The 13940-nt window shown below is 70.0% G+C and carries 11 protein-coding genes and 1 tRNA gene; 7 read left to right on the plus strand and 5 right to left on the minus strand.

All coding sequences use genetic code 11. The annotated features are described in order from the left end of the window. The first annotated feature begins 159 nt into the window (after window positions 1–159). The 6 genes from ACFYY1_RS01005 to ACFYY1_RS01030 all read left to right on the plus strand — a co-directional run bounded on the left by ACFYY1_RS01005 (window position 160) and on the right by ACFYY1_RS01030 (window position 7389). Window positions 160–1488 (plus strand): extracellular solute-binding protein, encoded by a 1329-nt coding sequence (locus ACFYY1_RS01005; RefSeq protein WP_388579117.1) that lies wholly within the window; start codon window positions 160–162, stop codon window positions 1486–1488. Window positions 1489–1667: 179 nt separating this feature from the next. Then, on the plus strand, window positions 1668–2666 hold the full coding sequence (locus tag ACFYY1_RS01010; RefSeq protein ID WP_388579120.1) for a carbohydrate ABC transporter permease: 999 nt from the start codon (window positions 1668–1670) through the stop codon (window positions 2664–2666). A 15-nt stretch (window positions 2667–2681) separates the two neighbouring features. Further along, window positions 2682–3605, plus strand: coding sequence for a carbohydrate ABC transporter permease (locus tag ACFYY1_RS01015; protein WP_388579122.1), 924 nt, complete (start codon window positions 2682–2684; stop codon window positions 3603–3605). A gap of 112 nt (window positions 3606–3717) precedes the next feature. Next, window positions 3718–5181: a GH1 family beta-glucosidase gene (locus ACFYY1_RS01020; protein WP_388579124.1), complete on the plus strand. Its 1464-nt coding sequence runs from the start codon at window positions 3718–3720 to the stop codon at window positions 5179–5181. Between the two features lie 103 nt (window positions 5182–5284). Further along, complete coding sequence (locus tag ACFYY1_RS01025; RefSeq protein ID WP_388579127.1) at window positions 5285–6316, plus strand: LacI family DNA-binding transcriptional regulator; 1032 nt, start codon at window positions 5285–5287, stop codon at window positions 6314–6316. A gap of 566 nt (window positions 6317–6882) precedes the next feature. Then, window positions 6883–7389, plus strand: a complete 507-nt coding sequence (locus tag ACFYY1_RS01030) for an RICIN domain-containing protein (RefSeq protein ID WP_388579129.1) — start codon at window positions 6883–6885, stop codon at window positions 7387–7389. A gap of 615 nt (window positions 7390–8004) precedes the next feature. Here the strand turns inward: ACFYY1_RS01030 and ACFYY1_RS01035 are convergent. From ACFYY1_RS01035 to ACFYY1_RS01045, 3 genes are all read right to left on the minus strand, one after another. Continuing rightward, window positions 8005–8077, minus strand: a tRNA-His gene (locus ACFYY1_RS01035). A 126-nt stretch (window positions 8078–8203) separates the two neighbouring features. Further along, entirely contained in the window at window positions 8204–8806 is a 603-nt protein-coding gene (orn, locus tag ACFYY1_RS01040; RefSeq protein ID WP_351260684.1) for an oligoribonuclease, read from the minus strand. Window positions 8807–8815: 9 nt separating this feature from the next. Then, window positions 8816–10051 (minus strand): helix-turn-helix domain-containing protein, encoded by a 1236-nt coding sequence (locus ACFYY1_RS01045; protein WP_388579132.1) that lies wholly within the window; start codon window positions 10049–10051, stop codon window positions 8816–8818. A 988-nt stretch (window positions 10052–11039) separates the two neighbouring features. On the opposite strand from ACFYY1_RS01045, the gene ACFYY1_RS01050 reads away from it, so the two are divergent. Continuing rightward, window positions 11040–11561 (plus strand): universal stress protein, encoded by a 522-nt coding sequence (locus ACFYY1_RS01050; RefSeq protein ID WP_189547056.1) that lies wholly within the window; start codon window positions 11040–11042, stop codon window positions 11559–11561. Between the two features lie 213 nt (window positions 11562–11774). Here the strand turns inward: ACFYY1_RS01050 and glmS are convergent, their stop codons facing one another. Then, window positions 11775–13604: a glutamine--fructose-6-phosphate transaminase (isomerizing) gene (gene glmS, locus ACFYY1_RS01055; RefSeq protein ID WP_351260680.1), complete on the minus strand. Its 1830-nt coding sequence runs from the start codon at window positions 13602–13604 to the stop codon at window positions 11775–11777. 43 nt (window positions 13605–13647) lie between these two features. Further along, the gene (locus ACFYY1_RS01060; RefSeq protein ID WP_072489218.1) at window positions 13648–13923 is read right to left on the minus strand and encodes a hypothetical protein; all 276 of its coding nucleotides are present in this window, start codon (window positions 13921–13923) and stop codon (window positions 13648–13650) included. Window positions 13924–13940 lie beyond the last annotated feature (17 nt).

Genomic DNA, 13940 nt, shown 5'->3' on the forward strand with positions numbered 1-13940 from the left:
CGAACGCACCGCGCATGCCCTCCCCCTCACTCGGACCCCCCGGAACGCCCCACCCCGGAACACCTCGCCCAGAAACACCTCGCCCAGGAACACCCCGCCCGGCACGCCACCCCGCAACGCCACCCCGCAACGTCCCACCCCGGAACAAGGAGCAGTGGAATGCGCATCACCCGCACCGTCACCGGCCGAGGCCGCAGAGCCGCGGTCCTGGTCACCACGGGCCTGACGGCCTCGGCCCTGTTGCTGACCGGCTGCAGCAGCGACTCGGACCCGTCGGGCAGCACCGGCCCCGACGCGAACGGGAACATCACGCTGACCGTCGCCGACTTCGGGCAGTTCGGCTACAAGGAGGCCGGACTCTTCGCCAAGTACCACGAACTGCACCCGAACATCACGGTCAAGGAGAACGTCACCGCCGACGAGCAGGTCTACTACCCGAAGTTCCTCCAGCAGCTCAACACGGGCAGCGGGCTGGCCGACGTCCAGGGCATCGAGGTCGGCCGGGTGAAGGAGCTCGTCGACACCAAGGCGGACGCCTTCGCCGACCTGGCCGGGGTCATCGACTCCGACCAGTGGGTCGGCTGGAAGGCGCTGCAGGCCACCACCGACGACGGCAAGGTCATCGGCGCGGGCACCGACATCGGCCCGATGTCGCTCTGCTACCGCCGCGACCTGTTCGAGCAGGCCGGTCTCCCGGCCGACCGCGAGGAGGTCGCCGCCAAGGTCGCCGGAGGCTGGGACGACTACCTCAAGCTCGGCGAGGAGTACAAGAAGAAGGCCCCCAAGGGCACCTTCTACATGGACTCCGCCAGCGCCATGTACAACAGCGTGGTCTCCTCCAACGAGGAGCAGTACTACGCCAAGGACGGCAAGGCGATCTACAAGGACAGCGCCGGCGTCAAGGCGGGCTGGAACCTCGCCGCCGAGGCCGCCGCGAAGGATCTGACCGCCGGCCTGGCCCAGTTCCAGGACCCGTGGAAGGCGGCACTGCGCAAGGGCACGGTCGCCACGGTCGCCTGCCCCGCGTGGATGGCCGCGCAGATCGCCACGTACGCCGGTGACGAGTTCAAGGGCAAGTGGGACATCGCCCGCACCCCGGGCGAGACCGCGGCCAACTGGGGCGGTTCCTTCCTCGCCGTGCCCGCCAAGGGAAAGAACGTCGAGGAGGCGCAGAAGCTCGTCAAGTGGCTGACCGCCCCCGAGCAGCAGGCCGCCGTGTTCAAGGCCGTCGGTGTCTTCCCGTCGAACAAGGGCGCCTACGAGCTCCCCGAGGTGAAGAGCGCCGAGCTCGCGTACTTCAACGACGCCCCCATCGGTGAGATCTACGCCGAGGAGGCCCAGGTCATCCCCGCGGCCGTGCTGGGCCCGAAGGACGGCATCATCAAGGACAGCATCTCCACCCAGATCAACAACATGGAGCAGCGGGGCACCGCGCCGGACGACGCCTGGAAGGCCGCCACGGAGGCCATCGACAAGGTGATCGGCTGAGCTCCCCTTCGATGCGGGCGGCCGGGACCCCACCTCCGCGTCCCGGCCCACCCGCACCGGGGCCGCCCCCAGGGCCGGCCCCGCGCACGGACTCCGACACCATCACCGCCGGACCGGCCTGACCGGAACTGCGGCCTGCCCCCGCGGTGTCGGCACACCCCAGGGAAGGACTCCCACCTGTGGCAACCTCGATACCCGCCCGGGGCGCACCCGGCTCGAAGCCGGGCCGTCGTATCCCGAAGGCCATGACCCCGGGCCGCCAGGCATGGCGCAGCCGGCTGTGGCGATTCGACGACAAGGCGTCCCCCTACGCCTACATCGCCCCCTTCTTCCTCGTCTTCGGCGCCTTCGGGCTCTATCCCCTGCTCTACACCGGCTGGATCGCCCTGCACCGGGTGGAGATGATCAGCCTCGACCAGATGGAATGGGTCGGCTGGGAGAACTTCAGCAGGATCCTCCAGGACCCGGAGTTCTGGACGGCCGTCGGCAACACTTTCGTCATCGGTGTGATCTCCACCGTCCCGCAGCTGCTGGTGGCACTGGGCCTGGCCCACCTGCTGAACTACAAGCTGCGTGCCAGCACCTTCTGGCGGACGGTCATCCTCACCCCGTACGCCACCTCCGTGGCCTCCGCCGCCCTGGTCTTCGCCCTCGTCTTCCGCGCCGACGGCGGCCTGCTGAACTGGGCCCTGGACTTCATCGGTCTCGGCGACACCAACTGGGCCAATGGCCACTGGTCGTCCAAGATCGCCATCTCGGTCATCGTGATCTGGCGCTGGACCGGCTACAACGCCCTGATCTACCTGGCCGCGATGCAGGCCGTCCCGTCCGACCTCTACGAGGCCGCCTCGCTCGACGGCGCCTCGCGCTGGCAGCAGTTCCGCAACGTGACGATCCCGGCGCTGCGGCCCACGATCCTCTTCACGATCGTCATCTCGACCATCGGGTCGATGCAGCTGTTCGGCGAGCCGCTGCTCCTGGAGGGCGGCACCATCGGAGCGCAGGGGGGCAACGAGCACCAGTACGAGACGCTCAGTGTCTACCTCTACAACTACGGCTGGAAGCTCGGACACCTCGGTCCGGCCGCCGCGGTCGCCTGGGCCATGCTCGCCCTGCTGCTGCTCATTGCCGCGATCAACTGGCTCGTCGGGCGCTCCATGCGCAAGACCTCGGCCTGACCGGGAGCGATACCCATGACCACGACCAGTCCCCGCACCGCCCCGGACAGCCGCCACGTGTCCAAGGCCGCCGCCCCCGGCGCTCCTTCGCGGCGCAACAGGTTCCAGCAGGGTGCGGGCCGCCAGCACCACGCCGGCCCCTTCGCCTACTTCGCCCTCGCCGTCGTCGGCATCGGCTCCCTCTTCCCGCTGTACTGGACGCTCGTCGCGGCGTCCCGTACCCAGGACGAGATACTGGACACCACCCCGCCGTTCGTCCCCGGCGGCAACCTGTTCCACAACCTCGAAGCGGCCTGGGAACAGGCCCACCTCGGCAAGGCCATCTGGAACACGCTCGTCGTGTCCGCGAGCATCACCGCGGCGACACTCTTCTTCTGCACCCTGGCCGGCTACGCCTTCGCCAAGATGCGCTTCAGGGGCCGCGGCGCGCTGATGACCGCGGTCGTCGCCACGCTCACGATCCCGCCTCAACTCAGCGTCGTACCGCTGTTCATGATGATGTCCGACATCGGATGGGGCGGTCAGCTGGAGTCGGTGATCTTCCCGACGCTGGTGAGCGCGTTCGGCGTGTTCTTCATGCGGCAGTACCTCAGTGAGGCGCTGCCCTACGAACTCATCGAGGCGGGCAAGGTGGACGGGGCGAACAACCTCCGTGTCGTGTGGAGCATCGTGCTCCCCGTGGCCCGCCCGGCCATGATGGTGCTGGGCATGCTGACCTTCGTACAGGCCTGGAACGACTTCTTCTGGCCGTACCTCGCCCTGAACCAGGAGAACCCCACGCTCCAGGTGGCCCTCGGCCAGCTGAGCGCCTCCTACGTCCCCGACCAGAGCATCGTGATGGCGGGCGCGCTGATCAGCACCCTGCCGCTGCTCGTGGTCTTCGTGGTCTTCGGCAAGCGGATTGTCGGCGGGATCATGTCCGGCGCCGTCAAGGGCTGATACCGCCGTCAAAGGCTGATACCGCGGCCAAGGGCCGATGCCGCCGCCAAGAGCCGATACCGCACCACCCCTTCCCCTCCCCCCTGCCCATCCACCCTGGGAGCGCTCCCGCATGACTGCCGTACGACCCGACACCGCCCCGAAGGCCGCACCCGAAGCAGCGCAATTCCCGCCCGGCTTCGTCTGGGGGGCGGCCACCGCCGCCTACCAGGTCGAGGGCGCCGCGGCCGAGGACGGCCGGACCCCCTCCATCTGGGACACCTTCAGCCGCACCCCGGGCAAGGTCCGCAACGGCGACACCGGAGACATCGCCGCCGACCACTACCACCGCTACCGCGACGACGTGGCGCTGATGAAGCGGCTCGGCCTGACGGCCTACCGCTTCTCCGTCTCCTGGCCCCGAGTGCAGCCCACCGGCCGCGGCCCCGCCGTCGAACGCGGCCTGGACTTCTACCGCAGGCTCGTCGACGAACTCCTCGAAGCGGGCATCGCACCCGTCGCCACCCTCTACCACTGGGACCTGCCCCAGGAGTTGGAGGACGCGGGCGGCTGGCCCGAGCGCGTGACCGCCGAACGCTTCGCCGACTACGCCGACATCATGGCCGGGGCCCTCGGCGACCGCGTCAGCACCTGGACCACCCTCAACGAGCCGTGGTGCTCGGCCTTCCTCGGCTACGGCTCCGGCGTGCACGCCCCCGGCCGCACCGAGCCCGCCGCCGCGCTGCGCGCCGCCCACCACCTCAACCTCGCCCACGGCCGGGCGACCGGGGTCCTGCGCGACCGCCTCCCCGCCACCGCGCGGATCTCGGTCACCCTCAACCTCCACCACGTCCGCCCGCTGACCGGCAGCGCCGCCGACGCGGACGCCGCCCGCCGGATCGACGCGGTCGGCAACCGGATCTTCACCGGCCCGATGCTGCACGGCGCGTACCCCGAGGACCTGATCGCCGACACCGAGCACCTGGTCGACTGGTCGGAGCTGGTCCACGACGGCGACCCGGCGGTCATCTCCCGCCCGGTCGACGTCCTGGGCGTCAACTACTACACACCGACGCTGGTCTCCACGCCCGCCGACGGTGCCGGCGACGCACGCGACGACGGCCACGGCAACAGCGACCACTCCCCGTGGCCCGGCTCCGAACACGTCGCCTTCCACCTGGCCGAGGGCCGTGAGCGCACCGCCATGAACTGGGCGATCGACCCCGACGGGCTGTACGAGCTCCTCATGGACGTGGCCCGGGACAACCCCGCCCTGCCGCTGATGGTCACCGAGAACGGCGCCGCCTTCGACGACTACGTCTCGCCCGAGGGCCGGGTGGAGGACCCCGAGCGCATCGAGTACCTGCGCGGACACCTGGACGCCGTACGGCGGGCGATCGCCGCCGGGGCGGACGTACGCGGCTACTTCCTCTGGTCCCTGATGGACAACTTCGAGTGGGGCTACGGGTACTCCAAGCGCTTCGGCGCCGTCTACGTCGACTACGCCACCCAGCGCCGCATCCCCAAGGCGAGCGCCCACTGGTACGCCGACATGATCAGCCGCCAGCGTAGAATGGGAGCGCTCCCAGAAGGGTGATGCGGAGCGGTGGCCCGTCCCGCACGGGCTGCCGGAGGCGCCGATACCAGGACTTGGCCAGGCCACCCGGCTGTGAGAAATTGACCGCGAACGGGAGGCAGCCATGACGGCAGCGCGAGTACGGAGCGGTGGCCGGCCCACGCTCGAAGAAGTCGCGGCACGGGCGGGGGTGGGGCGCGGCACGGCCTCGCGGGTCATCAACGGTTCACCACGGGTCAGCGCGCAGACCCGTGAGGCGGTGGAGGCGGCCGTCGCCGAGCTGGGCTACGTACCCAACCGCGCGGCCCGCGCGCTCGCCGCGAACCGCACGGACGCCATCGCCCTGGTGGTGCCCGAATCGGAGACCCGCTTCTTCGCCGAGCCGTACTTCTCCGACATCGTCCGCGGGGTCGGCGCCGCGCTCGCCGACACCGACATGCAGCTGCTGCTCACCCTCGTCGGCAGCGACCGCGAGCGCCGCCGGCTGGCCCAGTACCTGACCGCGCACCGCGTCGACGGTGTGCTGATGGTCTCCGTCCACGCCGACGACCCACTGCCGGACCTGCTGGAACAGCTCGGGATGCCGGCCGTGATGGGCGGCCGCAGGTCGGCCTCCGAAACGCTCGCCGCGGTCGACTCCGACAACTTCGGGGGCGCCCGGGCCGCGGTCGCCCATCTCGTGACCCGGGGGCGCCGCACCATCGCCACGATCACCGGGCCCGGGGACGTCCACGGTGCGCAGCGCCGCCTCGACGGCTACCGCGCCGGGGTCCGGGAGGCCGGCCTCGAACCGGACGAGCGGCTGATCGCCCCCGCCGACTTCTCCGAGGAGAGCGGCGCACGGGCCATGCGCGAGCTGCTGGCCCGCCGCCCCGACGTCGACGCGGTCTTCGCCGCCTCCGACGTCATGGCCGCGGGCGCCCGCCAGGTCCTGCGCGAGGCCGGCCGCCGCATCCCGGACGACGTGGCCCTCATCGGCTTCGACGACTCGGCGGTGGCCCGCCACATGGACCCGGCCCTCACCAGCGTCCGCCAGCCCATCGAGGAGATGGGCCGCACCATGGCCCGCGTCCTGCTCAAGGAGATCGCGAGCGAGACCCAGGAACGCCCGCAGATCGTGCTCCCCACCGAACTGGTCGTCCGCGACTCCTCGTGACGACCGGCACACGGCCGCCCGGGAGGGCGGCCGATGCGGCGACAGGGGCGGCGACTGAGGGGGACTCGGAAACGGGACTCGATTCGCCGGTGCTGCGGCTGCCCTCGTTGCTCCTCGGGAGCAGGCGCAGCGGGCGATCGTGACGACTGATCAAGCGTTGGCCCGGATCCGGATGGGTGAGCCGCAGTCGGCCGCTGAGCTGCTGCATGAGTGAGTGCTCGCGGCAGCGACGACCGGTGGCCGGGTGCCTGCGATCCGTCTGTGGCGGGCCAGGGTGGAGCTGCGGCCGTGGCGTCGGGAGGACTTCGTCGCCGACCTCGATGATCACCTCATGGATGCGCTTGGGGCCTGACCCCGGACGCACGAAACCGCCCCCTGCACCGGCCGAAGCCGGGCAGGGGCGTTGTCATGAGCGGTGACTGCCGCAGCTGAGGGCTGCCTGATCGGGCGAGCCGAGTCACCCTCGTCGTTTGCGGTGCGTTGGCGGGGAACCTCCAAGTCAGCTCTATACACTTCGTAATCAATCGGACACGTAGTGTGACCGCTGTGAAGTGGAGGAGTCCTTCATGCGCATTCGATCTGCCTGCGCCATGCTCGCCGTAGCACTGAGTGCGACCGTACTCGGGGTGGGCACCGCCGACGCGACCGGGCCGCTGAGCGGCACCAAGGTCCGCAACTGGCAGACCGGCCATGTCCTCGGCGTTGCCGGTGGCTCGACAGTCGGCGGCGCCCAGATCCAGTACCAGGTCGACACCGACGACCTGGCTCAGAAGTGGGCCATCGACCCGGTCACCAGCAGCACCTTCATGCTTCGCAATCTCAACAGCGACATGTGCGTCACCGCAGTGGGTGGAGGCGACGCTGAAGCCCTCCAGCAGCGTCCGTGTGACGCCCGGTGGGACGAGCAGATCTTCAGCATGGAGGTCTCCAGCAAGGCCAACCGGTACCAGCTGAAGAACGAGGCGCACAACAAGTGCGTGAACCCTGCTGCAGTCAGCGCCCCCACCTACGCCCGAGTCGTTGCCTGTAGCGCCACCAACGGCTACAACACCCACTCGTTCGACGTCCGCTGACGGCTTCAGGCGGCAGGGCCCGCCGGTACGAAGCGGCATGACCACGCCCCCTGCCCGGCTTCGGCCGGGCAGGGGGCGTGGTCATGAGCGGCGGCGGTCCGGCGGCAGACCGGCTGCGCGGGGGCTGCTCGGCGAAGGATCCGGACTGCTCGGCGTAGTACGGCGGCACACCAGGGCATCCGGGTCACCCGGCGGCGGCTGAAGCGAGTAGCCGCTCGGGCAGGTCCGGCCGTCGGCGCCATCGCGGCCGTTCGTGCCGTCCTTCCCGTCGGCCCCGGCCGCTCCTGCTGGGCCAGGACCCGCAGGCCCTGCTGGCCCGGGGATGGTCGAGTCGGCGCCTTCCTGGCCGGCCGCGTCGGTGTGCCGGAGCAGGGACAGGTGGATGCGGAGGTCTCGGCGGTAGTCCTCGCGGGTCCGCTCCTCGATGCCGGTCGGCCGGCCTCGCGCCACTTCACCTGGAAGGTGATGGAGCCGTCCTTCTCGGGCCGTTCCACGATGCCCGCCATGAGGGGGCGATACGGCTGTGTGTGGACATCGTGTTCCCGCCGTGTTCCCAAGGCTGGGCGCATGAAGAAGGGCTGACCCGTTTTCACAGGTCAGCCCTTGATCGTTAAGGGTGAGTAACGGGACTCGAACCCGCGACATCCTGGACCACAACCAGGTGCTCTACCATCTGAGCTATACCCACCATGTCCGGTCTTTTTCTGACCGGCCGAGAAAAAGTGTACAGGGTCCGAGAGGGTGCTCGCGCCCCAGTTGTTCAGCCGCCGGTCCCAACCCCCGAAAGGGCTATGACCAGCGGCTTCACAAGGTCCTACGGTGCGGGCGGTGCGACGCGCGCCGCGATGGCCTTCGCACGTTCCGAATCCGGGCCGGGCTGCGGCACGAAGACCGCCTCGCGGTAGTAACGCAGCTCCGTGATGGAGTCACGGATGTCCGCGAGCGCCCGGTGGTTGCCGTTCTTGGCCGGACTGTTGAAGTACGCCCGCGGGTACCAGCGGCGCGCCAGCTCCTTGATCGAGGAGACATCGACGATCCGGTAGTGGAGGTAGCCCTCCAGGGCCGACATGTCCCGCGCCAGGAACCCGCGGTCGGTGGAGACCGAGTTCCCGCAGAGCGGGGCCTTGCCGGGCTCCTTCACGTGCTCGCGGACGTAGTTCAGCACCTGGGCCTCGGCGTCGGCCAGGGTGGTGCCCCCGGCCAGCTCGTCGAGGAGGCCCGAGGCGGTGTGCATCTGCCGCACCACCTCGGGCATGGTCTCCAGGGCCGCGTCCGGCGGGCGGATCACGATGTCCACCCCTTCGCCGAGCACGTTCAGCTCCGAGTCGGTGACCAGTGCGGCCACCTCGATGAGTGCGTCTTCCGTCAACGAGAGCCCGGTCATCTCGCAGTCGATCCACACCATGCGATCGTTCATGGCCCCACCCTACGGGGCACTCCGTTGCCCCGGCAGGGTCGGTCGGCCGGTCGTGTACGCGTCGGGGCCGGGTTTCCCCTGCTCCGACTGGACCGGGCCGGCCGGTGGCGCCGTGACGACATGCGTACCCGACGGTGCGGCCGTGGCAGTGGCGCGCCGGATCGCCGCGTTGCCCTGGGCGGGCACCACGGCCTCGGTCACCGCGGCCACGGGCTCCGCGCCACCGCCCTGCGGACGGCGGGCCCGGTAGGCGGCCCGGTACGCGGCGGGGGAGGAGCCCAGCTGACGCCGGAAGTGTCCGCGCAGCGCGACCGGCGAGCGGAAGCCGCAGCGGCCCGCCACCTCGTCGACCGAGTACTCGGACGTCTCCAGCAGCCGCTGCGCCTGCAGCACCCGCTGGGTGATCAGCCACTGGAGCGGTGCGCTGCCGGTGAGCGAACGGAACCTGCGGTCGAAGGTCCGCCTGCTCATGTAGGCGCGTGCGGCCAGCGTCTCCACGTCGAACTGCTCGTGGAGGTGCTCCAGTGCCCAGGCCACGACCTCTGCGAGCGGGTCGGAGCCGATCTCCTCCGGTAAAGACCTGTCGAGGTAGCGCTCCTGACCGCCACTGCGCCGCGGCGGCACGACGAGCCGGCGGGCCAGTGCCCCGGCGGCCTCCGTGCCGTGGTCCGTGCGGACTATGTGCAGACAGAGATCGATCCCGGCGGCCGTGCCGGCGGAGGTGAGCACATCGCCGTCGTCGACGAAGAGCTCGCGCGGATCGACGTGCACCGACGGATAGCGCTTGGCCAGCGTCGGTGCGTACATCCAGTGTGTGGTCGCCGGCCGGCCGTCCAGCAGGCCCGCGGCGGCGAGCACGAACGCGCCCGTGCACAGTCCGACGATGCGGGCGCCCTCCTCATGGGCGCGGCGCAGCGCCTCCAGCGCCTCGGCGGGCGGCGGCGAGGTGATCGAACGCCAGGCGGGCACCACGACGGTGCCGGCCCTGCTGATCGCCTCCAGCCCGTAGGGCGCGGTGAGTTCGAGCCCCCCGGTGGTCCGCAGCGGCCCTTCTTCTCCACCGCAGACGAGGAGTCGGTAGCGCGGAACTCCCGCGTCCTGGCGGTCGATTCCGAACACGGAGAGCGGGATCGAACTCTCGAAGATGGGGCCGCCGCTGAACAGCAGCACGGCGACGACTTCTCGTCGTCGACGGCCACTGAGCTTCCGTACAGCCTCCGTTGCGGCGGCGGAGTCCTGGCTCATGACGCTAAGCCCCCCTCGGTGTTCGCGTCTCCCTGGTCCTTACGGGCCTGTCGCACCTGCACTGTTCCCCTCGGTCATGCACGAGTTCCCCAGACTTCGATACCCAAGATCGAATCTACTGCGTCCCATGGTGCCGACGTGACAAGTTCACCAACCGCCGTTATGTCGACAAGGCAACTTGGCGGGAAGCATTCGATCACGAAGCGTTTCATCCGGTGGACGCTCAGGGAAGTGCGCCTGGCGTTCATGGCCCGTCCCCGTTGGGTGGAAGCGTACCGCGCGGTCTCTTCCTGCCTGGTGACAAGGGGGTTGATCGGCCAAATCGACAAGGTGTCGGTGGGGGTATGAAGTTGGCTGAAAATAGATGGTTGTGCGTGTGTGATTCAGTCATTGAACCGGCGCACAACCCGGGTGATCAACCGCTTCTTTGCGCCCCCTTGGCAGGTCGGACGGGCGATCGCACGGAACGGGCCGGTGGCAAACGCCGGCGATCGGATTCCGCCGGACGGGCCGGTGTCCGTCGTCGGCCGGACGGCGTGCGGGGAACGGGGCGGGCGGTCTGGAACGGGGGCGACGGGCGGTCCGGAACGGGGGCGGTGTGACGTACGGGATCGGATTGCCGGCCCCCGGGTCCGGTCCCCGGGTCCGCTCCCGGGACGGTGATCCGTCCGGCGGCCGCGTGGAGGAGCGGGGCCCTCCGGCGTCCGGAAAGGGTGACGGTCACGGCGCCGTCCGGTCACCGGGGGCGGCCGTCCGGGCCCGGCGGCGTCGGTGTACAGCACAAGCGGCATTGCCATCCGGGGTCCGCCTCGGGCATGCTCCGTGAAACGTCGCGCGCGCTTTGCGCGGGTCTGGGCAGTGGAGGAGTGGCGCCGTACCCTTGGGGGTAAGGGGTTGGGAAGACGATTCCCGGACACCGCAACACCGCCCGCTGACGCACCTTCCCCAAGTCGCTCTCCTCACGAGGACTCTCTTCGCCGAGACACCGATGGCCGGTCACGAAATCCCCGAACCCGCCGACCGCAAGCAGGTAGCCGACCCCATGTCGGACCCGCAGACGGTCGAAGAAACACGTCATTCATGCGACCCCGCGTTCCGCCATGGGGTCGTCGTCGGCTTCGACGGCTCGACCTCCAGTGAGCGCGCCCTCGCCTATGCCATCGGAATGGCCCGAAGATCGGGCTCCGGTCTGATCATCGTCCATGTCGCCAACCGGCTGCCGACCACGGTCTGGGCAGGCTGCGAGCCGCCCGTCTTCGTGGACGTGCCCGACCACCGCACCGAGGTGCTCGGTCTGGAGCTCGCCTGCGCGGACTACCTCTCCGAGGTCCCCTGGGTCCTCGTGGAGCGCGGCGGGGACATCTGCCACGAGCTGGAGGAGGTCGGCCGGGAGTACTCGGCCGACGCCATCGTCGTCGGCTCCACGCACGGCATCGTGGGCCGGATCTTCGGCTCGGTGGCGGGCCGCCTCGCCCGGCGCGCGCAGCGCCCGGTCGTCGTCATCCCCTGAGCGCCCGCCGCCCCCGCAACGCCTCCGTCACCGCCCCCGTAACCGCCCCCGCAACGCCTCCGTCACCCCTGCGACCCGGTGCGACGTCCCCGTTCGACATGGCGTCAAATCGCCCGCGTAAACCGGCAATTCATGCCCTCGATGGCGGATTCGAGGGCGCCCGGCGCGCACCAGGACAGAATGGCGCGCGCCGGGGCCGCCCCCGGTGCGGGTCTATTCGACGGTGACGGACTTCGCCAGGTTGCGCGGCTTGTCGATGTCACGGCCCATGGCCAGCGCCGTGTGGTACGCGAAGAGCTGGAGCGGGATGCCCATCAGGATCGGGTCCAGCTCGTTCTCGTTCTTCGGCACGACGATGGTGTGGTCGGCCTTCTCCTGCACCTGGTGGGCGACGGCGAGGATGCGGCCGCTGCGGGCCTTGATCTCCTCCATCGCGGCGCGGTTCTTCTCCAGCAGATCGTCGTCCGGCACGATCGCGACCGTCGGCATCGCGGGCTCGATCAGCGCCAGCGGCCCGTGCTTCAGCTCGGAGGCCGGGTACGCCTCCGCGTGGATGTACGAGACCTCCTTGAGCTTCAGCGAGGCCTCCCGGGCGACGGGGTAGCCGCGCACCCGGCCGATGAACATCATCGACTTGGCGTCCGCGTACTCGGCCGCCATCTTCTTGATCTCGTCCTCGTTCGCCAGGATCTCGCTGATCTGGGCCGGCAGCCTGCGCAGCCCCTCGATGATCCGCTTGCCGTCGGCGACCGACAGGTCCCGGATCCGGCCCAGGTGCAGGGCGAGCAGCGCGAACGCGACGACCGTGTTGGTGAAGCACTTGGTGGAGACGACGCAGACCTCGGGGCCGGCGTGGACGTACGTACCGCCGTCCGCCTCCCGGGCGATCGCGGAACCCACCACGTTGACGACGCCGAGCACCCGGGCGCCCTTGCGCTTGAGCTCCTGGACGGCGGCCAGCACGTCGTACGTCTCACCGGACTGGGAGACCGCGACGTACAGCGTGTCCGGGTCGACGACCGGGTTGCGGTAGCGGAACTCGGAGGCCGGCTCGGCGTCCGCGGGGATACGGGCCAGCTCCTCGATCAGCTGCGCGCCGATCTGGCCCGCGTGGTACGAGGTGCCGCAGCCGAGGATCTTGATCCGGCGGACCCCGCGCGCCTCGCGGGCGTCCAGGTTGAGGCCGCCCAGGTGCACGGTGGCGAAGCGGTCGTCGATCCGGCCGCGCAGCACCCGGTCGACGGCGTCGGCCTGCTCGGAGATCTCCTTGTGCATGTACGTGTCGTGGCCGCCCATGTCGTACGACTCGGCCTCCCACTCCACGGTGGTCGGCGTGGCCGTCGTGGACGAGCCCTCCGTGGTGTACGTGCGGAAGTCGTCGGCCTTGAGGGTGGCCATCTCGCCGTCGTCCAGGGTCACGACCTGGCGGGTGTGGGCGACCAGCGCGGCGACGTCCGAGGCGACGAACATCTCCTTCTCGCCGATGCCGAGCACGACCGGGGAGCCGTTGCGGGCGACCACGATGCGGTCGTTGAAGTCGGCGTGCATGACGGCGATGCCGTACGTGCCCTCGACCGAGCGCAGCGCCTCGCGGACCTTCTCCTCCAGGGTCTCCGCCTGGGCGCGGGCGATCAGGTGGACCAGGACCTCGGTGTCGGTCTCGGAGAGGAAGACGACACCGTCGGCGACGAGCTTCGCACGGAGCTCGGAGGCGTTGTCGATGATGCCGTTGTGGACGACGGCGACCTTGTTCTCGGCGTCCAGGTGCGGGTGCGCGTTCTCGTCGCTCGGGGCGCCGTGGGTGGCCCAGCGGGTGTGGGCGATACCGGTGGTGCCGGTGAAGCGCTTGGGGACGCGGGCCTCCAGCTCGCGGACCCGGCCCTTGGCCTTCACCATCCGCAGGGTGGCGGGCTTGCCCGCCGACGCCTTGCCGGTGATGACGATGCCCGCGGAGTCGTAACCCCGGTATTCCAGTCGCTGCAGCCCTTCCAGCAGCAGCGGAGCCACATCACGCTTCCCGATGTATCCGACGATTCCGCACATAAAGTCTCTGCCCCTCCATCGACGTACTTGTGGTGCCCGTTGCTCAGCCGTAGACGATGCGGCGCAGCTGGCGGAGCGAGAGCTCCGGCGGCGCGACCGCGCGGTGCGGCAGCTCGGCCGCGATCCGCTCGAAGATCTCCGCGTTGACCAGGCCGCCGGACTGCAGTTCGCGGTGGCGGCGGCGGACGAAGTCGTCGGTCGTCTCGTCGAAGTACGCCAGCACGTCGAGGATCACCCGGGCGGCTTCACCGCGCTGGAGCGCGGTGCTGCGCACCAGGTGATCGATGAGGTCGTCATGCGACGGGCGGCGTTCGAGCACTCGTTGATATTGCGGTG

The organism is Streptomyces sp. NPDC001890, from assembly GCF_042891445.1.
In the GTDB taxonomy this organism is placed as follows: domain Bacteria; phylum Actinomycetota; class Actinomycetes; order Streptomycetales; family Streptomycetaceae; genus Streptomyces.

Bases quoted from the DNA above. Each gene is read 5' to 3' on its own strand.
- ACFYY1_RS01050 (WP_189547056.1), top strand. From the start codon at position 11,040: ATGGCCGGTCACGAAATCCCCGAACCCGCCGACCGCAAGCAGGTAGCC.
- orn (WP_351260684.1), bottom strand. From the start codon at position 8,806: ATGAACGATCGCATGGTGTGGATCGACTGCGAGATGACCGGGCTCTCG.
- ACFYY1_RS01015 (WP_388579122.1), top strand. From the start codon at position 2,682: ATGACCACGACCAGTCCCCGCACCGCCCCGGACAGCCGCCACGTGTCC.
- ACFYY1_RS01020 (WP_388579124.1), top strand. From the start codon at position 3,718: ATGACTGCCGTACGACCCGACACCGCCCCGAAGGCCGCACCCGAAGCA.
- ACFYY1_RS01005 (WP_388579117.1), top strand. From the start codon at position 160: ATGCGCATCACCCGCACCGTCACCGGCCGAGGCCGCAGAGCCGCGGTC.
- ACFYY1_RS01045 (WP_388579132.1), bottom strand. From the start codon at position 10,051: ATGAGCCAGGACTCCGCCGCCGCAACGGAGGCTGTACGGAAGCTCAGT.
- ACFYY1_RS01025 (WP_388579127.1), top strand. From the start codon at position 5,285: ATGACGGCAGCGCGAGTACGGAGCGGTGGCCGGCCCACGCTCGAAGAA.
- ACFYY1_RS01030 (WP_388579129.1), top strand. From the start codon at position 6,883: ATGCGCATTCGATCTGCCTGCGCCATGCTCGCCGTAGCACTGAGTGCG.
- glmS (WP_351260680.1), bottom strand. From the start codon at position 13,604: ATGTGCGGAATCGTCGGATACATCGGGAAGCGTGATGTGGCTCCGCTG.